Genomic DNA, 20,718 nt, shown 5'->3' with positions numbered 1-20,718 from the left:
TGGCCATGGCCGCTGAATCCATCGAAGACATCTACGACCAGGTTGAAGAGTTCAGCGTGCTGCTTGCGGCCGCTGAGCTCCACGCCTCCGGCACGTGGGAAATCCAGTTCACCGAAGACATACGAGCCAACTTCAAGCGTTACGGCTCGCGCACCCACCTGAGCAACGCCCAGCGCGAAAAGCTGGAGCGCATTGCCAAACTCTGAGGTATCGCCCCTATGAAAATGGAACACCAAGCAATCATGGACAGCGCCCGCCGCCACGGCTGCATGCCCTCCGAGCTGGCCCACCAGCTATTGGTGCACGACATTGTCGAGTCCCAGTTGTTTGAGCTGCGCAACAGCACAGTGCCTTACGCCAAGTTGAGCGAAGAGGCGCAACAAGAGGTGATCGAGCGCATCACCCTCAAGGCGATTGATGCTGCTCATACCGTGGTCGCCATCATCAGCTCCCGCGACACCGTGGCAATCCCGGTCAAGGTTGCAGACTCTAAATTCAAGGAAAAAAGCATTGGCATCACCGCGACCGCTGATGCTCAGGACCCGAACCGGCACAGCCTGATCGACCTGGCCGGCAAGCTTTGCCTGCTGGTGGTGGCGCCAACTGATTACGAAGAAGGCTTGGACTTCATCAAGCCGGATCGCGATCAGCACGAATTGCCGCTGAGCGGCGCCGAGCTGGCTGCCGGCCTCGGCCTGCAACAGGATGAAGATACGAGCGCGTGGGGGCGTGATGACCCTCTGTATGTAGAGGCGGTGACGTTTGTCACCGAAAGCCGTCGAGCGTCGATTTCCGCTGTGCAGCGCAAGCTCAAGGTCGGCTACAACCGAGCCGCACGCCTGATCGAAGCGATGGAAGCGGACAACATTGTATCGGCGATGAACAGTAACGGTTCACGCGACGTGCTCATCCAAACCCACCCAGTTCCGCCAACGATGACGAGCAACCATCGATGCTCAATGACATGGGCGCCGAACCAACCCTGGAAGACGTAACCCGCCTCGTACGCGAAACCGGTGGCAACGTCGATGTTGACCTTCATGCAGCAACACCTCGCCGTCGACAGCGGCAAGGCCACCTCGCTGCTGTTCCAGCTCGTTGAAGCCGGCGTCATCGCTGTGGCGAACGGCGACGCAGAGAACAGCGCGGACTTCACCTACACCGTTCTCCCTGCCGCGTAAGCCAGCCCACGCAATCAAGCCGCCTTCGGGCGGCTTTTTCATGCCCCGCCGTTACGCGAAAGCGCCTTGCACCAGGGCGGTTTCCCGTGCCTGCAACCCAGGAACAGCCAATGGCCGCTTACTACAACGAAATCGACCCATACGCCGCGCAGTGGCTGCGCAACCTGATTGCCGCCGGCCACATCGCTGCTGGCGACGTAGACGAACGATCGATCGAGGATGTGCACCCTGATGACCTCAAGCCTTACACCCAATGTCATTTCTTCGCGGGCATCGGCGCCTGGTCACTTGCCCTTCGCCGGGCCGGCTGGCCAGATGATCGACCTGTTTGGACCGGTTCCTGTCCTTGCCAACCTTTCAGCTCGGCAGGCGAAGGAGCTGGGTTTGATGACCCCCGCCACCTCTGGCCATCGTTCCATTGGCTCATTAGCCAGCGCCGGCCTGCAATTGTCTTTGGAGAGCAGGTTGCGAGCAAAATTGTCGAGCCGTGGGTCGACCTCGTACACGCTGACCTGGAAGAAATGGGTTACGCCTTTGGGGCCATCCCGTTTCCGGCTGCGGGCGTCGGTGCTCCGCATATCCGCGACAGGCTCTACTGGGTGGCCAACGTGCACCGTCACGGACGCAAGCAGGGGTCATCAGTACGATCCATTCGCGAAAAACATGACGTTGAACATGGCGGTTCAGCGAGCATCGTGGCCAACGCCAACGCCAACGCCAACGCCAACGGCAAATGCCAAAGCCCAGGTCGAGACGGATCGCGGGCTGGAGACTCTGGGAGGGAAGGCCTTGCTGGCGGGCTGGCAGACCCCTGCTGCATCGGACGACCGGAGGGGCGGCAGTGGCATAAGCCCGGGCATGAGCGGCCAGAGCCTGGCGCAGATGGCGAAGGTATCAGGCTGGCCGACACCGAACGCGGGCACGGCACAGAGCTTGCGCGGCAATGGCCAGGATCCGGAGACACGCAAGGCGCAGGGACATCAGATAAACCTCAAGGATGCGGTTCGCTATGTGATTCACGACCAGCCGGCCCGGTTAACGGCTTCTGGGCAGATGCTGATTGGCTCTTCTGCCGGGATGGAAAGTGGCGGCCAGTTGAACCCGGCACATTCCCGCTGGCTAATGGCGCTACCTCCCGAGTGGGACGACTGCGCGCCTACGGAAACGCCATCAATGTTGAAGCGGCTACGCAGTTCATAGCCGCGTACCTCGAAAGCTAAACCCCACCCGCCTGACTCTTCCTTGCCCGACGCGGCCGGGCGGGCGGCGAGCACGAATTATCCCCTTAAACAACAGTCACGCCACCCCGGCGAGGTAACCCCGTGGACAACAACGTAGCGCTGATTTCCAACCTCAACCCCGTGCCACCAGCAGATCGCGTCGTGCACCTGACCAACTCGCGTCACCGCCGCATCTACATTGCCGGCCCGATGACAGGCCTTGCCGACTTCAACTTCCCCGCATTCAACGCTCAGGCTGAATCGCTGCGCGGGCTGGGCTACCACGTCGAGAACCCAGCAGAGCACGGCCACGTTGAGCACGCCGAATGGGCGGACTACCTGCGCTACGACATCGGCCGGCTCGTTACCTGCGAAACCATCTTTCTGCTGCCTGGCTGGGATAAGTCGAACGGCGCGCGGCTTGAGGTAAGCATCGGCAAGGCCCTGGGGATGGCGTTCATTCACGCCGTGGGCGCCATGTTCGTTTCCGATCTTGAGCCGACCGACCTTGAAATTCATCAGGCCGCCTATGCCAGCGCGTGTAACCGCGAGCATGAACTGCGGCTGCTGCTGGTGGAGCGGAACGAAACCATTGCCATTCTGCGCCAGCACAAGAACGAGTACATGGATGCGGCTGAGGAAACGCGCAAAGCCTTGCAGGCCGAACTGGCTGCGATGAGTGAGCAGAAGCCGGTTGCAGTTCTATATCCAGACGATACGACGCTGACTCGCAAGCAGTGCCAAAGCGATGAAGTTTTCGACATCTGCTGCAAGGCGCAAAAGCCGCTCTACGCCGCCCCGGTATCCGCCCCCAGTCAGGTTGCCGCTGAGGTTGTGCGACCAGCCGTGTCGCCTTCGTTTCCAAACGATAGCCGCTACACCTATTGCACAACCCAAGCGACCGAATGTGCCGGCTGTGGCGTTCGTAAGCATACCCCGCTGCGCGTTGATTGGATGGGCGGCTATGTGTGCCTGACCTGCATTGACAACCAATTAGATGGGCTGAATTCGGCGGAACCCGCTGAGGTTGTGCAGGTTCCGCGTGATGTTGCAAAAGAAGTTATTCAGGGCGTCGGCGTTCAGACTATGGATGGCTCGGTTATCTGCCACTTTTGCGCATCTGACGTAGAGCTTGATGGCGTCTGCGAGCACGACGAAGACTGCCCGGTGATCGTTATCGGCGCCCTACTCGCCACTAGCCAGGAGCGAGCCAAGTGCGACGGCAACCACGGCGGGCCACGCTGCTCCGATCCTGAGTGCTGGAATGACGAAGAAGTGCCGGTCGGCATCGACAGCGAGGGCGGCAGCCATGACTAACAAATTTTCATGGAGGCCGCTCACCGCAACCGGCCAGGCGCAGGTAGGCGACCAACTGCGATTCACCATCGGCGACAAGCCGTACAGCGAAACGGTAAAGGTGATCCTGAACGCAGGCACTGGGCTGGAAGAGCTGATCTACAACAAGCGCGCCAATTACTACTTGATCACCGCGATGGCCGTAGAAGGAAAGAGCAGCGCCAAAAACGTGATGGTCCGCAGTAAGGACGCACCAACGGGGAAATACGAGTTCATCTGCACCGAAAAGGTCGAGGACATCATCAGCGATGATGAGCTTGATGCGGCTTTTGCCAACTCAAACTTCGGCGACATGACCAAGCGTGAAGTGGTACGCCTGGGCGTGCTGAAGTGCATGGCAGGTTATCGGCAGGGCTATACGTCGAAGACCATCGGCCAGCAGCTCGGACTTATCTCGGCAGCGTATAACCTCACCCGCAAGGGGCGTGCCTACCTCTGGCTTGCATGCAAAAACGGAGGCGACGTATGAACCGCCCAGCCATGAAACCAGCCGACCGTAAGCAGCTCCGCGCCATGTCGGCCGAGCTTGTGCGCACGCCGGCGCCGGAGCCAATCAACAAGGTCATGTTCAACGAGGGCAAGCGAGACGCCGTCGACATCGCCAATGCTTGCAGGGCGCTGCTCCGGTCACCGGTTGGCCGTGGCTCACTCATCAGCAAGCTGCGGGCAGCCAGCAAAGGCCGACCGCACAGCATCGTCAAAGGCTTCGAACACGTTATCGAAATGATCGAAACCGCCCCCTACTAAACCCCGGAGCAAACCATGTCAGCAGAACTGGCCGCGCCATCGCGGCCGGCAAAGCCGTGCGCCACTGCTTCCCCGCTTCATCCGGGGCGGCCAGGCGCCGGCGTATTTGGGAATGTGCCGCGCCGAGTTCGACAAGACGGTGCGGCCCCACGTGCGCGAATTCCGCATCGGTGAACGCGGTGTTGGCTATGACCGCGAAGAGCTTGACGACTGGGCGACCGCCTACGTGGAAGCGAACGCAATTGATAAACCCGGCACCTCGCGCCCACAATCGGCCGGCAGCGAGCGCCAAAAAGGAGAATCCCAATGGCGCGGAAAACGATTACCGGCCTCAGCCAAAGGAACGGAATCTGGCACATCGACAAGAAAATCAACGGTGAAAGACTTTACGAAAGCACTGGAAGCAGTGACCGGCAGGAAGCAGAAACCTACTTGATTCACCGGCTGGAGCAGTTGCGGCAGCAGAAGATTTACGGCGTAAGGCGGGTTCGGATTTGGAGGGAGGCGGCTACCCGCTTCCTGATCGAGTTCGCCGAACAGCCATCAATCAAGCTGTCGGCGCATCACCTGTCCCAGCTCGACCCGTTTATTGGAGACATGCCACTGACGCACATCGATGACGAGGCCCTGGCCCCGTTCATCAAGGATCGCTTGGCAGACAAGGTGCTGCCCTGCGGAAAAGTGCAGAAGGGTGCGAGCAATCGCACTGTGAACATTTCCATTGAGCGGGTTACGCGGATTTTGACGTTGTGTGCCAGGAAGTGGCGAGACGAGGACCGGCGACCTTGGTTGGACACCGTGCCGATCCTCAAAAAGCTTGAGGAAAAGAAGGCGAGTCGCAAGCCCTACCCCATGTCGTGGGATGAGCAAGCGATTCTGTTTGGCGAGCTGCCGGCGCATCTGGTGCCGATGGCCTTGTTCAAGGTGAACACAGGCTGTCGGGAACAGGAAGGTCTGCAAACTGCGGTGGGATTGGGAAATTGCGGTGCCGGAACTGGGCACCAGTGTTTTCCTGATACCGCATGACTTCGGCGGCAGGAATGAGCGGTCTGGTGTGAAGAACGGCGACGAGCGCTTGGTTGTGTTGAACAAGGTGGCAAAGCTGATCATCGATCGGCAGCGCGGCAACGGTTCGGAGTGGGTGTTTCCGTACAAGGGAACGCCACTGCACCGCATGAACGACACGGCCTGGAAGAAAGCGCGGGTGAGAGCAGCGAAACTCTGGCAGGAGAACAACCTTCGCCCTGCTCACCCTGGCTATCTGTCGATCCGCATTCACGACCTCAAGCACACGTTTGGTCGTCGCCTTCGGGCTGCAGGTGTGACAGAGGAAGACCGCAAATCGTTGCTCGGCCACAAGAACGGCAGCATCACCAGCCACTATTCAGGCGCTGAGCTTGAGAAGCTGATTGAAGCCGCAAACATGGTATCAGCTACCGATTCACGAGGGCCGGTGCTGACGATTTTGAAAAGGAAAACGGGATGAAAACCGAGGGAGTCACGCAAAAGTCACGCACATGAAAAAGGCCAATGCGCGAACATTGGCCTAAGTCGTTGAAATATATGGTCGGGACGGAGTGATTCGAACACTCGACCCCTAGCACCCCATGCTAGTGCGCTACCGGACTGCGCTACGCCCCGACGGTACAGCTTTATTTCTTCCAAACTGCTCGAAAGCGGGGTGGACTATACACTAAGCTTTTGAAATAACGGAAGTTTTCTAGCGAAATCGATTACTTACGCAACACCAGCAAAACTTCTTCTAACTCTACAATCATCTGGCGGATCAGCTGCTTGTACTGAGTGGTGTCGTCCTTAGCTTCATCTCCGGATAACCGCTGCCGCGCTCCTCCGATTGTGAAGCCTTGCTCGTCACAAGAGAGCCCGAATCTGCCTAATCATCAGCACATCCTGTCGCTGGTAGTACCGCCGATTGCCGCGTCGCTTTATAGGGTTGAGCTGGGTAAATTCCTGCTCCCAGTAACGCAACACATGCGGCTTCACCGCACACAGCTCGCTCACTTCACCAATAGTGAAGTAGCGCTTGCCGAGAATGGGCGGTAACTCGTCGTTATGACTTGGTTCCAGCATAAGCCTCAACTCTGGCCTTTAATTTTTGCCCGGGGCGGAATGTGACCACGCGTCTTGCCGTGATCGGAATTTCTTCCCCTGTTTTCGGGTTCCTGCCAGGTCGCTGACGCTTATCGCGCAAGTCGAAATTGCCGAAACCGGACAACTTCACTTGCTCATTAAGCTCTAGCGCCTGACGGATTTCCTCAAAAAACAGCTCCACAATTCCTTGGCTTCCCGTTTATTCAGGCCTAGCTCTTCGTACAGACGTTCGGCCATTTCAGCTTTCGTCAGAGCCCCCATACGCTACTTCCTTAACGTGGCGTTGAACCTTTCTTCAAGCGAGGCAAGGATATTCTGAGTTGTAGTGCTCACCTCTTCATCATTAGGAGTGCGTGATGGATGTTGCCAGGTCAAGCCGACCGCCAAGCTTTTTCTATGCGGATCAATACCTTTACCGTGATACACATCAAATAGCTTAAGGTCCGTTAGATACTCGCCCGCCGCCTCGCGAATTGCGCCGAGTACCGCATCGGCAGCGATGCTTTGGTCGACAAAAAGTGCCAGATCGCGGCGCACTTCAGGGAAGCGCGAAAGCTCGTGGAATTTGGGTAAAAGACCCTGCGCAACTTCAGCCAACACCAGCTCGAACAGGAAAAGCGGGTTGATCAATGCCGAGGGGTTTTCGCCAACTCAGGATGAAGCGCACCGATATAACCAACCAATTGGCCATCTCGCTCAACCCGCGCGGTCTGGCCTGGATGCAGTGCCGGATGCTCGCCCGCAGCAAAATTGAACGCACCTTGGGCGCCGAGAAGCCCAGTAGTGCTTCAACGTCAGCTTTCACATCATAGAAATCGACCGTATCACGACCGTGGGCCCACCCTTCGGCCAGACGCGAGCCGCAAATTACGCCGGACAACATGGCCTCTTGCCTCAAGCCGTCAAGCTGCCCCACGAAACGCCAAGCCACTTTCGAACAAACGCACGCGTGTTTGCTGACGATTCAGGTTGTGCTGAACGGCTTTGACCAAACCTGGCCAGCGAGAAACGCATTGCTGCCATATCCGAAGAAATGGGATTGGCCAACATCAGAGGCTCTACGCCGGGAGTGAACAATGCGAACTGCTGAGGATCGATGAAGCTGTAGGTGATCGCTTCCTGATAACCGCGAGCCACTAACAACCGACGCAGCGCCGGCAGTTCGGCTCTTGCCTCGGCTTTAGGTTGTGGCGCCAGGCGCGCTTGCGGGTAGCGAACCGGAAGACGGTTGTAACCATACAGACGCCCCAACTCTTCGATCAGGTCAACCTCGAGACTAATGTCGAAACGATGACTCGGAACGACTACGGACCACTGCCCCGCTGCTGAATTGCTAACCTGCAAGCCCAACGCCGTCAGCAGGCGCTCGATCTCTCCGCCATCCATTTCCATGCCAAGCATCTGATTCACGCGCTCAGCGCGAAGTGTGACGTTTGCCGTAGTTGGCAATTCTTCGCGGCTGACAACCTCGACTATCGGGCCGGGTTCACCGCCGACTATCTCGAAGTAGCAGACCTGTAGCGCGCTCCATCGCCTCACGGGCAAGGTTCCAATCGACGCCGCGCTCGAAGCGATGCGAGGCATCGGTGTGCAAACCGTAGGACCGCGCCTTACCGGCAACGGCGATCGTGTCGAAGAACGCACTCTCCAGGAACAGATCGCGCGTACTGGTTGCGACGCCACTGTGCTCGCCACCCATAACACCAGCAATCGCCAACGCGCGCTGGTGATCGGCAATGACTAGAGTGTCAGCTCGCAGCGCCACTTCCTGACCGTCCAGAAGAACCAGCTTTTCGCCCTCCTCGGCCATACGTACCCGAATTCCGCCTTGGGCTCGAGTTCAAATCGAACGCGTGCATCGGCTGTCCGAGTTCCAACATCACGTAGTTCGTGATGTCTACGGCAGCATCAATGCTGCGAACATCGGAGCGACGCAGGCGCTCAACCATCCAGAGCGGCGTCGGCTTGCTCAGGTCAACATTCCGGATAACGCGACCGAGGTACCGCGGACAGGCTTTTACAGCAGAAACCTCGACGGGAATCGTCTGTTCGTGAACAGCTGGAACAAGCGCGACTGCAAGACGACTGACGGGTGTGTCGTACAACGCGCCGACTTCCCTCGCCAATCCGGCAAGCGACAAGCAGTCGCCGCGGTTGGGCGTGAGATCGACTTCTATACTGGCGTCGTCCAGACCGAGGTAGGCGCGCACGTCTTGGCCAACTGGCGCATCAGCTGCCAGCTCCATCAGACCGCTGCTGTCATCGCTGATTTGCAACTCAGATGCCGAGCAGAGCATGCCGTAAGACTCGACGCCTCGCAGCTTAGCTTTTTTGATTTTGAAATCGTCCGGCAGCTCAGCGCCGATCATGGCGAAAGGCACTTTCAGTCCTGCTCGCACATTTGGCGCGCCGCACACGACTTGAAACGTCTCTACGCCATTGCTGACCTGGCAGACGCGAAGCTTGTCTGCGTCGGGATGCTGCTCGGCGCCAAGGACCTCGCCAACCACAACACCACTGAATACGCCGGCGACCAACGAAACGCTGTCGACCTCAAGCCCGGCCATGGATAGACGCGCTATTAACTCATCACGGGAAACCGACGGGTTTACCCAACTACGCAGCCACTGTTCGCTGAATTTCATTCTGCTCTTCTCCTAAAAAAACGTTAACGGGCAAGCGACCTAGCGAAATTGCGCGAGGAATCGCAGGTCGTTGTCGAAGAACAGACGCAAGTCGTTAACGCCATAACGCAGCATGGCCAGACGTTCAACTCCCATACCAAACGCGAAGCCCTGATATTTCTCGGGGTCGATGCCGGACATGCGCAACACATTCGGGTGAACCATGCCGCAGCCCATAACCTCGAGCCAGCCGGTTTGTTTACATACACGGCAACCTTTACCGCTGCACATCACGCACTGCATGTCGACTTCAGCGGAAGGCTCGGTGAACGGGAAGAAAGAGGGACGGAAACGCACGCCGAGGTCTTTCTCGAAAAACACTCGCAGGAACTCTTCGATCGTACCTTTCAGGTCGGCGAAGCTAATGTCCTGATCGACCAGCAGCCCTTCAACTTGGTGAAACATCGGCGAGTGCGTGATATCGGAGTCGCAACGGTAAACCCGGCCCGGGCAGACGATGCGGATCGGTGGCTGCTGGGATTCCATGGTGCGCACCTGGACAGGCGAGGTGTGAGTGCGCAGCAACATGTTGGCGTTGAAGTAGAAGGTGTCATGCATTGCCCGCGCCGGGTGATGGCCGGGAATGTTGAGCGCCTCGAAATTATGGTAGTCGTCTTCGACCTCAGGACCTTCGGCAATGCCGTAGCCAATACGAGTGAAGAATTGCTCGATGCGCTCAAGCGTGCGCGTGACAGGGTGCAGCCCTCCAGAGGACTGACCGCGACCTGGCAAAGTTACGTCGATAAACTCAGCAGCAAGCTTCGCGCTCAGCGCGGCCTGCTCGAGCAAATCCTTTCGACTGTTGAGCGAGTCTTGAACGCGATCCTTGGCGGCGTTGATCAACGCACCGACCTTGGGACGATCCTCTGCAGACATATTCCCCAGGCTTTTCATCACCTGAGTCAATTCGCCTTTCTTGCCGAGATACAAAACCCGGATCTGCTCCAGGGCATTGACGTCTTCTGCGCGCTGAACGGCCTCTAGTGCTTGAGAGACCAGCGCATCCAGGTTTTCCATTTACAGACTCCAGATACGAAATAGGGGAAGAGCTTGAAGGCTCTTCCCCTATTGGTGACGTTTAACACCGGGCAAGCCCGGTGATTGTCGGGGACTTAAGCCAGAACGGCTTTCGCTTTCTCGACAATCGCAGCAAACGCCGCTTTTTCGTTCACTGCCAGATCAGCCAAAACCTTACGGTCGATCTCGATCGCTGCCTTTTTCAAGCCAGCGATGAAACGGCTGTAGGACAAACCGTTGATGCGGGCGCCAGCGTTGATACGGGCGATCCACAGAGCACGGAATTGACGCTTTTTCTGACGACGGTCGCGGTAGGCGTACTGGCCTGCCTTGATTACCGCTTGCTTGGCAACGCGGAACACGCGTGAGCGTGCGCCATAGTAGCCTTTAGCGAGTTTCAGAATTTTTTTGTGACGACGGCGAGCAACAACGCCACGCTTAACACGAGCCATGAGTAACTTCCTCTAATTCTTGACCGAAATTAACGAACGCGCAGCATGCGCGCGACCTTTGCCACGTCAGACGGATGCACCATGGTGCTGCCGCGCAGATGACGCTTACGCTTGGTCGACATTTTGGTCAGGATGTGGCTCTTGAAAGCGTGCTTGTGCTTGAAACCGGTAGCGGTTTTCAAGAAACGTTTAGCTGCACCGCTTTTGGTTTTCATTTTTGGCATGTTCGGATACTCCGCATTCAGTTGATAAACATAACCGCAAGGCCTGCCGTGCCCTGGTGGTTATTTCTTCTTTTTGGGGGCGATGACCATGATAAGTTGGCGTCCTTCCATCTTCGGGTGCTGTTCAACGGTGCCGTATTCAGCGAGGTCACCTTCAACCCGCTTCAACAACTCCATGCCCAGCTCCTGATGCGCCATCTCACGACCGCGGAATCGCAATGAAACCTTGGCCCTGTCCCCATCACTAAGGAAACGTACCAGGTTGCGTAGTTTTACCTGGTAATCCCCTTCTTCCGTCCCTGGACGAAACTTAATTTCTTTTACCTGAATCTGCTTCTGGTTTTTCTTCGCTGCGGCAATCTGTTTCTTCTTTTCGAAGATCGATTTGCCGTAATCCATTACGCGGCAGACCGGTGGAAACCGCATCAGCGGAAATCTCTACCAGGTCCAGCTTGGATTCTTCAGCGATTCTAAGCGCTTCATCAATCGAGACGATGCCAATTTGCTCGCCGTCAGCGCCAATTAACCGAACCTCGCGTGCCGAGATATTCTCGTTGATCGGGGCTTTCGGTGCAGCTCGTTTATCTTGTCTCATTTCACGCTTAATAATAATTACTCCGAATCTTGGCGACCACGCCGGGAAACCGCTTGCGTAAGAAATGCTGCGAATTGGGCGACGGGCATGGAGCCCAGATCTGCGCCTTCTCGCGTACGCACAGCGACAGTTTGCGTTTCAACTTCCCGATCTCCGATAACTAGGAGATAAGGAACCTTGAGCAAAGTATGCTCGCGGATTTTAAAGCCGATTTTTTCGTTTCTCAAGTCAGACTTGGCACGGAACCCGCTTTGATTGAGTGTTTTTTCAACTTCACGCGCAAAATCAGCCTGCTTGTCGGTGATATTCAAAATTACAGCCTGGATGGGCGCCAGCCAAGCCGGGAATGCACCTTCGTAGTGCTCGATTAACATCCCGATAAAGCGCTCAAACGAACCGAGAATCGCGCGGTGAAGCATAACCGGGTGCTTGCGGCTGTTGTCTTCGCTCACGAACTCCGCACCCAGACGAACAGGCAAGTTGAAATCGAGCTGCAACGTGCCGCACTGCCAAACGCGGCCGAGGCAGTCTTTCAGCGAAAATTCAATTTTCGGCCCGTAGAAGGCGCCTTCGCCTGGCTGCAAATCATAGGGCAAACCGGCGCTTTCAAGTGCCGACGCCAACGCCGACTCAGCGCGATCCCACAACTCATCCGAACCAACGCGCTTCTCAGGACGCGTCGACAGCTTGAGCTGGATATCGGTAAAACCGAAGTCTGCGTAAACGTCGAGAGTCAACTTGATGAACGCAGCGGATTCTGCCTGCATTTGCTCTTCAGTACAGAAGATGTGCGCGTCATCCTGAGTGAACGCCCGGACTCGCATGATGCCGTGCAGCGCACCCGACGGTTCGTTACGGTGGCAAGCGCCGAACTCAGCAAGACGCATCGGCAGCTCGCGGTAGCTTTTAAGCCCTTGGTTAAACACCTGCACATGGCACGGGCAGTTCATTGGCTTGATGGCATAGTCACGACTTTCCGATTCGGTCGTGAACATGTTTTCCGCGTAGTTCGCCCAATGCCCCGACTTTTCCCACAGACTGCGATCCACAACCTGCGGCGTCTTGATTTCGAGGTAGCCATTCTCGCGCTGAATCTGGCGCATGTACTGCTCAAGCACTTGGTAAAGCGTCCAGCCGTTAGGGTGCCAAAACACCATGCCCGGCGCTTCTTCCTGGGTGTGGAACAGATTCAGGCGTTTACCGATTTTGCGGTGATCGCGCTTTTCTGCTTCTTCAATACGCTGAACATAGGCGGCCAACTGCTTCTTATCGGCCCACGCGGTGCCATAAACACGCTGCAATTGCTCGTTCTTTGCGTCGCCGCGCCAGTAAGCGCCGGACAACTTGGTCAGCTTGAACGCTTTAAGGAAACGCGTGTTCGGCACGTGCGGACCGCGGCACATGTCAAGGTATTCCTGGTGATAGTAGAGACCCATTTCCTGGGTATCAGGCATGTCATCAACCAGACGCAATTTGTACTCTTCGCCGCGCGCGGTGAATTCAGCGATTACCTCCTGCACGAGGGGTCATCTTCTTGACCACGTCGTATTCGGTATCGATCAGTTGATGCATACGCGCTTCAATTGCCGAAAGGTCATCGAGCGTAAAAGGACGCTCATAGGCGATGTCGTAATAGAAGCCTTCCTCGATCACCGGACCGATCACCATGCGGGCAGTGGGATACAACTGCTTAACCGCATGACCGACCAAATGCGCGCAAGAGTGGCGAATGATTTCGAGCCCCTCTTCGTCTTTCGGCGTGATGATCTGCAGGGTGGCGTCGCTGCTAATGAGGTCGCAGGCGTCGACCAGCGTGCCGTTGACCTTGCCGGCTACGGTGGCTTTAGCCAAGCCGGCGCCAATGGATTGAGCAACCTCGGCTACGGAAACCGGGTGATCGAACGAACGCTGACTGCCGTCGGGAAGAGTAATAACAGGCATGGCGCTTCCTCTCCTAGTGGTGACCCCTACCAAAGGTCACATGGGTTGGGATGAGCCAGTACGCGATCCGGCGGTGTACCCGCCTCACAGTGGCAGGAGCCCAAAGGCCGACCTGACCGAACCGCAGTCACTGGAGATTTGTGGACCTCGGATGCTTTCAGAAAGCCGCAGCCCTGACAAGCGCCCAATAAAAAAGGGTCACCCTAAGTGACCCTTTATATTTGGTAGGCACGATTGGACTCGAACCAACGACCCCCACCATGTCAAGGTGGTGCTCTAACCAACTGAGCTACGTGCCTGCAATGGAGGCGCATTCTACGGAGGCAGGTGGAAGAGTCAACTGTTTTCTCCCTAACTACCTGAAAAAGCGTATTTTTTACTGTTCGGGCCGGCGTTTTATATTTCCCACGGAGGCTAGCCGGGCATTTTTAACTCAGGTAGGATCGCCCGGTTCGTAAAAAATATAAAACAGAGAGTTGCAAGATGGCACACACTCCTTATCCGCAGTCTTACTACGCCGCATCGGCAAATGCCGCTCCCGCCAGACCCGAATTGGTAGGCGACGTAGAAACCGATGTCTGTGTAGTGGGTGCCGGATACACCGGCCTTTCAACCGCCCTCTTCCTCTTAGAACATGGCTTCAAGGTCACAGTCGTAGAAGCAGCCAAAGTCGGCTTTGGCGCATCGGGCCGTAATGGCGGCCAGATTGTTAACAGTTACAGCCGCGATATCGATGTCATCGAGCGCACTGTTGGCGCCAAGCAGGCCCAGCTCCTCGGACAAATGGCCTTTGAAGGCGGCCGCATCATTCGTGAGCGCATCGCGACTTACAACATCCAGTGCGACTTAAAAGATGGCGGGGTTTTCGCAGCCATCACGAAAAAGCAGATGGGCCATCTAGAGTCGCAGAAAAACTTTGGGAACGTTACGGCCATACCCAGCTTGAGCTGATGGACGGCGCGCGCATCCGCGAAGTGGTAAATACCGAGAACTACATCGGCGGCATGCTCGACATGAGCGGCGGGCACATCCACCCGCTAAACCTGGCGCTCGGCGAAGCGGCTGCGGTCGAATCCCTGGGCGGCATCATTTATGAGCAAACGCCTGCCACACGCATCGAACGCGGCGCCAACCCAGTGGTGAACACACCGCAAGGCCGAGTGAAGGCTAAGTTCATTGTTGTTGCGGGCAACGCTTACCCTGGAGCAATTTGATTCCCGAACTGTCGGCCAAGTCGATGCCGTGCGGCACGCAGGTTCTCACCACAGAACCGCTCAGTGACGAAGTCGCCCGCAGCCTGCTACCCCAGGATTACTGCGTTGAAGACTGCAACTACCTGCTCGACTACTACCGCCTCAGTGGCGATAAACGCCTTATCTTCGGCGGTGGTGTGGTCTACGGCGCCCGCGACCCAGCCAACATCGAAGCCATCATTCGGCCGAAGCTGATCAAAACCTTCCCGCAGCTGAAGAACGTAAAGATCGACTACGCCTGGACCGGCAACTTCCTTCTGACCTTGTCGCGCCTTCCGCAAGTAGGCCGCCTGGGCGACAACATCTATTACTCCCAGGGTTGCAGCGGCCACGGTGTTACCTACACCCACCTGGCCGGCAAGATTTTGGCCGAGTCGCTGCGTGGTCAGGCCGAACGCTTCGATGCGTTCGCCGGGCTTCCACACTACCCATTCCCAGGTGGCGAACTGATGCGCGTGCCATTTACGGCGATGGGTGCTTGGTACTACAGCCTGCGCGATAAGCTGGGCTTCTAACTTGAGCCACAAACAACAACGGCGCCCATCGAGGCGCCGTTTTTTTATCGCTTCGTTTTTTTCAGTGCGGCGCGCTTTTCAACGCTTCATAGGCATTGCTGGCCGCCAGTTTCTGACCGACCTGTTCAAGTTGCGACGCGGCCGCCATCCAGCGCTGGTGATCAACATTAGCCGGCAATTGCGCCGGCGCTTGGACCAGCACTGCCCAATTGCCAACCTCTTTCCAGGCCGACTCGAAACTCTTAAAGCTCATCACCAGACGGCGGCTCATGCCGGAGCGCAGCAGTAAACGCTGCTTGACCCGGTCATATCCCACCACCACGGCATACCGTGGCGACGAAACAAAGCTGCCATCGTCTATCCGAACCAACACAGGAAAGCCTGCAGAGACCTGCTCAAGCACATCGGCCAGTTGCGGAGACAATGGATACACCAGCAACCCATGTTCATTAACCACGCGCGTGAGATTTTTCTCGATCGTTGATTCCTGGCCGGGCAAATGCATTTTCTTCGCGACCAATCCCGGCGTGGTTACCACATTCTGCTGAGACAGCATTTCTGCCACCGCGCCTGGCGCACCTTCAAACGCGGTTTCGGCGAAAAACGGTACAGCGTTCAGCTCGACCCGCTCCGGCAAAGCACGCACTTGCGGCGCTACAGTCACCCGCGAGGAACAGCTGGCTACCAGCAGTAACACGCAACTTGTTAATAGTAAGAACCGCACTCTCGCCACTTGCACAGCTCCTAATTAATTAAAGAAAGGCCTAAATCATACCGCGCCGGCTACCAGCGCACTTAATCGCAGGCAAAGAAAAGCCCGGCCTAAGCCGGGCTTTTCTGAAACACCGTGCTAATTACCTAGCCTGGGCTTCAACTTCAGCTTCTACGCGACGGTTAACAGCGCGGCCAGCTTCGGTAGCGTTGTCAGCAACCGGCTTAGACTCACCGTAGCCAACAGCGTTAACGCGCTCGCCACCTACACCGTACTGGTTAACCAGAACTTCACGAACGGCGTTAGCACGACGCTCGGACAGTTTTTGGTTGTAAGCGTCAGACCAACGGAGTCAGTGTGACCTTCAACAGTTGTGGAAGTCGCTGGGTACTGATTCATGAAGTCAGCCAGGTTCTTGATGTCGCCATAGCTTTCTTCTTTGACTTTCGATTTGTCGAAGTCGAATTTCACGTCCAGTTCAACGCGAACAACTTCAGCAACGGCTGGGCAGCCATCAGCGTCAACAGTTACGTTGGCAGCGGTGCCTGGGCACTTGTCGACATTATCGCAAACGCCGTCGTTGTCGCTGTCCGAGCAAACTTCTAGAGCAGCAGCAGCGGCTACAGGCTCAGCTGCTTTCTTGCCGCCGCCGAAGTTCACGCCGATACCAACGCTTGGCGCCCACTCGGTGTCGCCTTGGTCGATGTTGTATTGAGCTTCAACGCCAGCACGGGCGTAGAAGTTCTCGGTGAAATACACCTTGGCACCGCCGCCCAGGTTGGCGAAGGTGGAGCCGTTACGACCGCCATTGCCATTCTGGCCAATGCTCTGGTCGGAGAAGCCGGCCGAAACGTAAGGGCGCAGCATGTCGCCAGGAGCGTTGAAGTGGTACAGCGCGTCCAGAGCGGTGTTCGAGCCTTTGATGTTGCGGCCGTCATCGCTGCGAGCGTTGTGAACTTCGTCGTAGCCCAGACGCAGTTCAACGTCGTCGGTCAGGAAGTAACCAACGGAACCGCCGAAGAGGTTGCCGTTGTTTTTGAAGTCACGAGCGCTGTCGAACATTTCTTTTTTCGCGAAGCCTTCGATTTCTACTGCACCTTGGCCTTGGGCCAACGCCTGAAGAGAGGAAGCAGCGATCAGCGAGCCGATAACAACGCCTAAGGTGTTTTTAAATTTCATCCGTAAATCCCTATCTTGGTGGTCAGTAAGTTGTCTGACAAACGCAAGACAACTCAGGCGGCGATTCTAACAGCAATCGCCTGGTCGGTTAGAGGTATTTCACCTAACTAAGTTTCGGTAACGCCGGAAAATTTTTCCCGCAACCGGTCGAGCGCTCTTTTATAACGCATCTTGGTAGCGCTCAAGCCCATATGCATGATGTCGGCGATTTCCTGAAACTCCAATTCAGCAACAAATCGGAGCACCAGAATCTCCCGATCTATCGGGTTTACATGGACCAACCAGCGGTCCAGCCCGCCGGGCTCTTGGGCTATGGGCGCCTTTTCTTCGGACGCTTCTTCCAAAGGATCCAAACTTAAAGCATCCAACAAACGCCTTTTTCGGCGCTCTTTGCGGTACTGGGTAATGCACTCGTTGTAGGTAATGCTGTAAAGCCAAGTCTTGAACTTTGACTTGCCTTCAAAATTCTTCAACCCATATAAAACTTTTAACATTACTTCTTGACAGACGTCGTCGGCATCCCGGTCGTTTCCGAGATAACGAGCACACACGTTAAATAGGGTTCGCTGGTAACGACGCATCAGCTCTTCATATGCCCGCGTAATGTGGAACAACTCCACATGCGCACGCGCCACCAGCTCTTCGTCCGAGAGCTCGCGGGGGTCATAACGGGACGATAGCGATTGAGCTTTATTCAAAACGAGTCGGGCCGGCAGTCTGGTGGATAGCCGCCAAGGCCCTGAACCTCAGGCAGTTCAGGATGGCGGCATACATTAGCAGGGATTGGCGCGTTAGCGACTGCTCACCCGTTGCTCAAGGATTTCGCGATTGGACAGCGAAACCAGCTCGCCGTCATCCGTCAGCAGGGTAGTTTTCACCGTACCGATTTCCTCGATCTGCCCTTCCACCTCACCCACCTTCAACTGCTGCCCCACCTCATACAGCTCTCGCACATAGATACCGGCGAGTATCTGCGCAGCGATGTCCCGACTGCCCAGGCCCAGCGCCAGTGCCACAGCCAGGCCAACCGAGATCAGCACGATTGCGATCACGTTGTTGAGCAAATCAGTTTTGACTTCGAGCTGGCCGATAGCGACCGAGATGCTGAGGATAATGACCAGGCCCTGAGCGATGCGGGCCAGACCATTGGCGTAATCCAGACCCACGCCATCCGCTGCACTGCGCACCAGACCACTGACCAGTTGCGCCAGCAAAATACCAATCACCAGCACCAGTGCCGCGCCAAACACTTTTGGCAGGTACAGCGCCAGCACATCCAGGGTTGCCGATACACGCTGCAGCCCCAGCGATTCAGCGGCCGAGACCAGAAAAACGAGCAGAACAAACCAGTAAACGATCTTGCCGATCAGCGCCGACACTGGCACTTGAATGCCTGCACGGCCAATCAACTTGGTCAGGCCAGTGCCTGCCATCAAGCGATCCAGGCCCACTTTGCCGAGCAGTTTCGACAGCAAGGTGTCGAGCAGCTTGGCGACCACAAACCCCAGCAACACCAAAATCAGCGCCACGAAGAGGTTGGGAATGAACACTGCAACCTTGGTCCACAGCGCAGCCATTGCCTCTTTCAGGCTTTGGGTCCAGAGATCGAGTTCCATGTTCAGTCAGCCTTCTTGGTCATACGAGCGGAGGAAGTGCGGCGCGATACCGGCGCGACATGATCAGAGCCTTTGTTCACGGCGATCATCAGCGCTTCGAGGCAACGCCCCATGAGGCCGAACAGGTCGCCGGCGCCCACTTGTCTATTGGCGGTTTTCAACACGCGGCCCAGGGTTGCGTCATCGTCGTGGCTGGTGGCCGAGGACTTGAGCAAATCTCGCAGGGATTGTTCGAATGGATCGTGCATGCGCACCTCAGGATTTCTCAGGGCTAGACGCGGGCTATTTTTGCCGGGTCACATCAAACCCAACGTAATCGGCGAAAAAGCCACCATTGTCCCAGCGCGACCGATGCCATCAGCACACACGCCAGAAGAAAACCGTACGGGCTTTCGGAACCCGGAATGCCGCCGACGTTGATGCCCAGCAGCCCGGTCAGAAAACTCATCGGCAGGAAAATACCGGTGATGATGCCGAAGCGGTACATGGTGCGGTTCATCCGCTCGCTCATGCGCCGGCTCTCGGTTTCCAGCACCAGCCCTACCCGCTCGCGAATCAACTCGAGCTCTTCGAGGTAGCGAGTCAGAAGGTTGTTCAGCTCGTTCCAGTAATCCGCATCGTCGCTGCAGAACCAGGGCAGCTTATTGCGGGTGAGTTGCGCATAAATGTCACGCTGCGGCGCTAGGAACCGACGCAAGCCGGCGGCGCGACGGCGGATATGCAGCATCTGCCCATGCTCCGGCGTAAAGCGCTCATCCGCATCGGCGCGCTCTTCCTGCGCATCGACCAGCTCGGACAAATCCATCACCAGCGCGTCCACCTTGCCGGTCATGTGCTGCGCGATATACAGCATCAGTTCCGAGGCGCTTTTCGGTCCTTTTCCGGCATCAAGTTCGGCAATCAGATCTTCGGTCGCATGCAAAGGCCGCAGTCGCAACGAGATCACGCGCTGGGCGGCAGCGAAAATTCGCACCGACACCATATCTTCCGGCTCGGCGCCCGGGTTGAGGTTCACGCCACGCAAAAACAGCAGCAGCTCATCGTTGGGCAAGGGAAGCAGACGCGGGCGGGTGTTCTCCTCCAGCAGCAAATCGCAGCTGAATTCGTTAAGACCACTGTCGGTGCGAAGCCAGGCGTGGGTATGCGGGTGACCGCGATCCCAATGCAGCCAAAGACTTTCCGCCGGCTCAAGCTGAATAACGTCGAGCTGCTGACGCGTAATGGCGCGCGCACCACCCTCGCCGTCCAGCACAAACGCGTGCACCAGGCCCCATTGGGCGTTGTCTTCCTCGTGCATTCCCTCGGCATTCCTTCTTTATTACTGCGGCGCGAGCCTAAAAGAAAAACCCGACTTGCGCCGGGTCTTATGGCCGTATCAGGACGGCATGCTGAGCGGTTGCGGAGAAACGATGATGCCGTTGTTGTCGGCGTACACGTACTCGCCCGGGCGGAAGGTGACGCCGCCGAAGGTCACCACCACGTTGAGGTCACCAATGCCGCGCTTGTCGGTTTTCATTGGGTGAGTGGCCAGCGCCTGCACGCCCAGTTCGGTTTGGGCGATGACGTCGACGTCACGGATGCAGCCGTAAATCACCAAGCCTTCCCAGCCATTTTTAGCCGCCTTTTCCGCGAGCATGTCGCCCAGCAATGCACGGCGCAGCGAACCGCCACCGTCCACCACCAGCACTTTGCCCTTGCCGTTCAGGTCGACCTGATCTTTAACCAGCGAGTTGTCTTCGAAGCACTTGATGGTGACGATTTCACCGCCAAACGAGTCGCGGCCACCGAAGTTGCTGAACATCGGCTCGACCACTTGCACCAACTCGGGGTACGCATCGCACAAATCGGGAGTGACGTATTGCATGGGAAAACTCCTGGTGAGGTTCTGGAAACCGCTGACTCAAATTTGGATAC

Annotated in this window: 15 protein-coding genes, 2 tRNA genes and 9 pseudogenes; 9 read left to right on the top strand and 17 right to left on the bottom strand. The window is 56.9% G+C overall.

All coding sequences use genetic code 11. The annotated features are described in order from the left end of the window. The first annotated feature begins 5 nt into the window (after positions 1 to 5). The 8 genes and pseudogenes from ACZZZP_RS05945 to ACZZZP_RS05910 all read left to right on the top strand — a co-directional run bounded on the left by ACZZZP_RS05945 (position 6) and on the right by ACZZZP_RS05910 (position 5,990). Positions 6 to 206: a hypothetical protein gene (locus ACZZZP_RS05945; protein WP_463382106.1), complete on the top strand. Its 201-nt coding sequence runs from the start codon at positions 6 to 8 to the stop codon at positions 204 to 206. A 522-nt stretch (positions 207 to 728) separates the two neighbouring features. After that, positions 729 to 908 (top strand): annotated as a pseudogene (locus ACZZZP_RS05940) (DNA translocase FtsK); the annotation flags it as partial. Positions 909 to 1,028: 120 nt separating this feature from the next. Next, positions 1,029 to 1,181, top strand: a complete 153-nt coding sequence (locus ACZZZP_RS05935; RefSeq protein WP_463536347.1) for a hypothetical protein — start codon at positions 1,029 to 1,031, stop codon at positions 1,179 to 1,181. A 110-nt stretch (positions 1,182 to 1,291) separates the two neighbouring features. After that, positions 1,292 to 2,401, top strand: a complete 1,110-nt coding sequence (locus ACZZZP_RS05930) for a DNA cytosine methyltransferase (RefSeq protein WP_463536346.1) — start codon at positions 1,292 to 1,294, stop codon at positions 2,399 to 2,401. A 102-nt stretch (positions 2,402 to 2,503) separates the two neighbouring features. Continuing rightward, on the top strand, positions 2,504 to 3,718 hold the full coding sequence (locus ACZZZP_RS05925; protein ID WP_463382103.1) for a DUF4406 domain-containing protein: 1,215 nt from the start codon (positions 2,504 to 2,506) through the stop codon (positions 3,716 to 3,718). Continuing rightward, positions 3,711 to 4,226, top strand: coding sequence for a hypothetical protein (locus tag ACZZZP_RS05920; RefSeq protein WP_463382102.1), 516 nt, complete (start codon positions 3,711 to 3,713; stop codon positions 4,224 to 4,226). Before ACZZZP_RS05925 ends, ACZZZP_RS05920 begins: the two co-directional genes overlap by 8 nt. Next, positions 4,223 to 4,504 carry a hypothetical protein gene (locus ACZZZP_RS05915; protein WP_463536345.1) on the top strand — a complete coding sequence of 94 codons (282 nt, stop codon included), beginning with the start codon at positions 4,223 to 4,225 and terminating at the stop codon, positions 4,502 to 4,504. Before ACZZZP_RS05920 ends, ACZZZP_RS05915 begins: the two co-directional genes overlap by 4 nt. A 306-nt stretch (positions 4,505 to 4,810) precedes the next feature. Continuing rightward, positions 4,811 to 5,990: pseudogene (locus ACZZZP_RS05910) on the top strand (tyrosine-type recombinase/integrase). A gap of 78 nt (positions 5,991 to 6,068) precedes the next feature. Here the strand turns inward: ACZZZP_RS05910 and ACZZZP_RS05905 are convergent. The 10 genes and pseudogenes from ACZZZP_RS05905 to ACZZZP_RS05860 form a co-directional block, all read right to left on the bottom strand. After that, positions 6,069 to 6,145 (bottom strand) — tRNA-Pro (locus tag ACZZZP_RS05905). A 92-nt stretch (positions 6,146 to 6,237) separates the two neighbouring features. Beyond that, positions 6,238 to 6,595, bottom strand: a pseudogene (locus ACZZZP_RS05900) (MerR family transcriptional regulator). Continuing rightward, positions 6,576 to 6,877 (bottom strand): annotated as a pseudogene (gene ihfA / locus ACZZZP_RS05895) (integration host factor subunit alpha). Before ihfA ends, ACZZZP_RS05900 begins: the two co-directional pseudogenes overlap by 20 nt. A gap of 3 nt (positions 6,878 to 6,880) precedes the next feature. Next, positions 6,881 to 9,261: pseudogene (gene pheT, locus ACZZZP_RS05890) on the bottom strand (phenylalanine--tRNA ligase subunit beta). 39 nt (positions 9,262 to 9,300) lie between these two features. Next, positions 9,301 to 10,317, bottom strand: a complete 1,017-nt coding sequence (pheS, locus tag ACZZZP_RS05885) for a phenylalanine--tRNA ligase subunit alpha (RefSeq protein ID WP_122492475.1) — start codon at positions 10,315 to 10,317, stop codon at positions 9,301 to 9,303. A gap of 95 nt (positions 10,318 to 10,412) precedes the next feature. Then, positions 10,413 to 10,769: a 50S ribosomal protein L20 gene (gene rplT / locus ACZZZP_RS05880; protein WP_108096687.1), complete on the bottom strand. Its 357-nt coding sequence runs from the start codon at positions 10,767 to 10,769 to the stop codon at positions 10,413 to 10,415. 29 nt (positions 10,770 to 10,798) lie between these two features. Next, the gene (gene rpmI, locus ACZZZP_RS05875; RefSeq protein WP_042552869.1) at positions 10,799 to 10,993 is read right to left on the bottom strand and encodes a 50S ribosomal protein L35; all 195 of its coding nucleotides are present in this window, start codon (positions 10,991 to 10,993) and stop codon (positions 10,799 to 10,801) included. A gap of 60 nt (positions 10,994 to 11,053) precedes the next feature. Then, positions 11,054 to 11,606: pseudogene (gene infC, locus ACZZZP_RS05870) on the bottom strand (translation initiation factor IF-3). After that, positions 11,606 to 13,529: pseudogene (gene thrS, locus ACZZZP_RS05865) on the bottom strand (threonine--tRNA ligase). The pseudogenes infC and thrS overlap by 1 nt, the downstream one beginning before the upstream one ends. Before the next feature lie 222 nt (positions 13,530 to 13,751). Next, positions 13,752 to 13,828: transfer RNA gene (locus ACZZZP_RS05860), tRNA-Val, on the bottom strand. Positions 13,829 to 14,012: 184 nt separating this feature from the next. On the opposite strand from ACZZZP_RS05860, the pseudogene ACZZZP_RS05855 reads away from it, so the two are divergent. Continuing rightward, positions 14,013 to 15,297 (top strand): annotated as a pseudogene (locus ACZZZP_RS05855) (NAD(P)/FAD-dependent oxidoreductase). Between the two features lie 61 nt (positions 15,298 to 15,358). On the opposite strand, the gene ACZZZP_RS05850 reads toward ACZZZP_RS05855, so the two are convergent. The 7 genes and pseudogenes from ACZZZP_RS05850 to rraA form a co-directional block, all read right to left on the bottom strand. Continuing rightward, positions 15,359 to 16,036, bottom strand: coding sequence for a peptidase C39 family protein (locus tag ACZZZP_RS05850; protein WP_122492479.1), 678 nt, complete (start codon positions 16,034 to 16,036; stop codon positions 15,359 to 15,361). 115 nt (positions 16,037 to 16,151) lie between these two features. Further along, positions 16,152 to 17,188 (bottom strand): annotated as a pseudogene (locus ACZZZP_RS05845) (OmpA family protein). Between the two features lie 107 nt (positions 17,189 to 17,295). Continuing rightward, positions 17,296 to 17,886 carry an RNA polymerase sigma factor SigX gene (gene sigX / locus ACZZZP_RS05840; RefSeq protein ID WP_122492481.1) on the bottom strand — a complete coding sequence of 197 codons (591 nt, stop codon included), beginning with the start codon at positions 17,884 to 17,886 and terminating at the stop codon, positions 17,296 to 17,298. A gap of 93 nt (positions 17,887 to 17,979) precedes the next feature. After that, complete coding sequence (locus ACZZZP_RS05835) at positions 17,980 to 18,804, bottom strand: mechanosensitive ion channel family protein (RefSeq protein WP_122492482.1); 825 nt, start codon at positions 18,802 to 18,804, stop codon at positions 17,980 to 17,982. Between the two features lie 2 nt (positions 18,805 to 18,806). Then, entirely contained in the window at positions 18,807 to 19,052 is a 246-nt protein-coding gene (locus tag ACZZZP_RS05830; protein ID WP_463382096.1) for a CrfX protein, read from the bottom strand. A 53-nt stretch (positions 19,053 to 19,105) separates the two neighbouring features. After that, entirely contained in the window at positions 19,106 to 20,101 is a 996-nt protein-coding gene (locus tag ACZZZP_RS05825; RefSeq protein WP_463382095.1) for a zinc transporter ZntB, read from the bottom strand. A gap of 78 nt (positions 20,102 to 20,179) precedes the next feature. After that, positions 20,180 to 20,668 carry a ribonuclease E activity regulator RraA gene (gene rraA / locus ACZZZP_RS05820; RefSeq protein ID WP_122492485.1) on the bottom strand — a complete coding sequence of 163 codons (489 nt, stop codon included), beginning with the start codon at positions 20,666 to 20,668 and terminating at the stop codon, positions 20,180 to 20,182. Between the last annotated feature and the right edge of the window lie 50 nt (positions 20,669 to 20,718).

It is taken from the genome of Pseudomonas sp. AC211, from assembly GCF_979258055.1.
The sequence above is the reverse complement of the archived record's forward strand: the minus strand, read 5'-3'. Positions and strand labels throughout refer to the sequence as shown.

Bases quoted from the DNA above. Each gene is read 5' to 3' on its own strand.
- ACZZZP_RS05945 (WP_463382106.1), top strand. From the start codon at position 6: ATGGCCGCTGAATCCATCGAAGACATCTACGACCAGGTTGAAGAGTTC.
- ACZZZP_RS05935 (WP_463536347.1), top strand. From the start codon at position 1,029: ATGTTGACCTTCATGCAGCAACACCTCGCCGTCGACAGCGGCAAGGCC.
- ACZZZP_RS05930 (WP_463536346.1), top strand. From the start codon at position 1,292: ATGGCCGCTTACTACAACGAAATCGACCCATACGCCGCGCAGTGGCTG.
- ACZZZP_RS05920 (WP_463382102.1), top strand. From the start codon at position 3,711: ATGACTAACAAATTTTCATGGAGGCCGCTCACCGCAACCGGCCAGGCG.
- ACZZZP_RS05915 (WP_463536345.1), top strand. From the start codon at position 4,223: ATGAACCGCCCAGCCATGAAACCAGCCGACCGTAAGCAGCTCCGCGCC.
- pheS (WP_122492475.1), bottom strand. From the start codon at position 10,317: ATGGAAAACCTGGATGCGCTGGTCTCTCAAGCACTAGAGGCCGTTCAG.
- rplT (WP_108096687.1), bottom strand. From the start codon at position 10,769: ATGGCTCGTGTTAAGCGTGGCGTTGTTGCTCGCCGTCGTCACAAAAAA.
- rpmI (WP_042552869.1), bottom strand. From the start codon at position 10,993: ATGCCAAAAATGAAAACCAAAAGCGGTGCAGCTAAACGTTTCTTGAAA.
- ACZZZP_RS05835 (WP_122492482.1), bottom strand. From the start codon at position 18,804: ATGGAACTCGATCTCTGGACCCAAAGCCTGAAAGAGGCAATGGCTGCG.
- ACZZZP_RS05830 (WP_463382096.1), bottom strand. From the start codon at position 19,052: ATGCACGATCCATTCGAACAATCCCTGCGAGATTTGCTCAAGTCCTCG.
- ACZZZP_RS05825 (WP_463382095.1), bottom strand. From the start codon at position 20,101: ATGCACGAGGAAGACAACGCCCAATGGGGCCTGGTGCACGCGTTTGTG.
- rraA (WP_122492485.1), bottom strand. From the start codon at position 20,668: ATGCAATACGTCACTCCCGATTTGTGCGATGCGTACCCCGAGTTGGTG.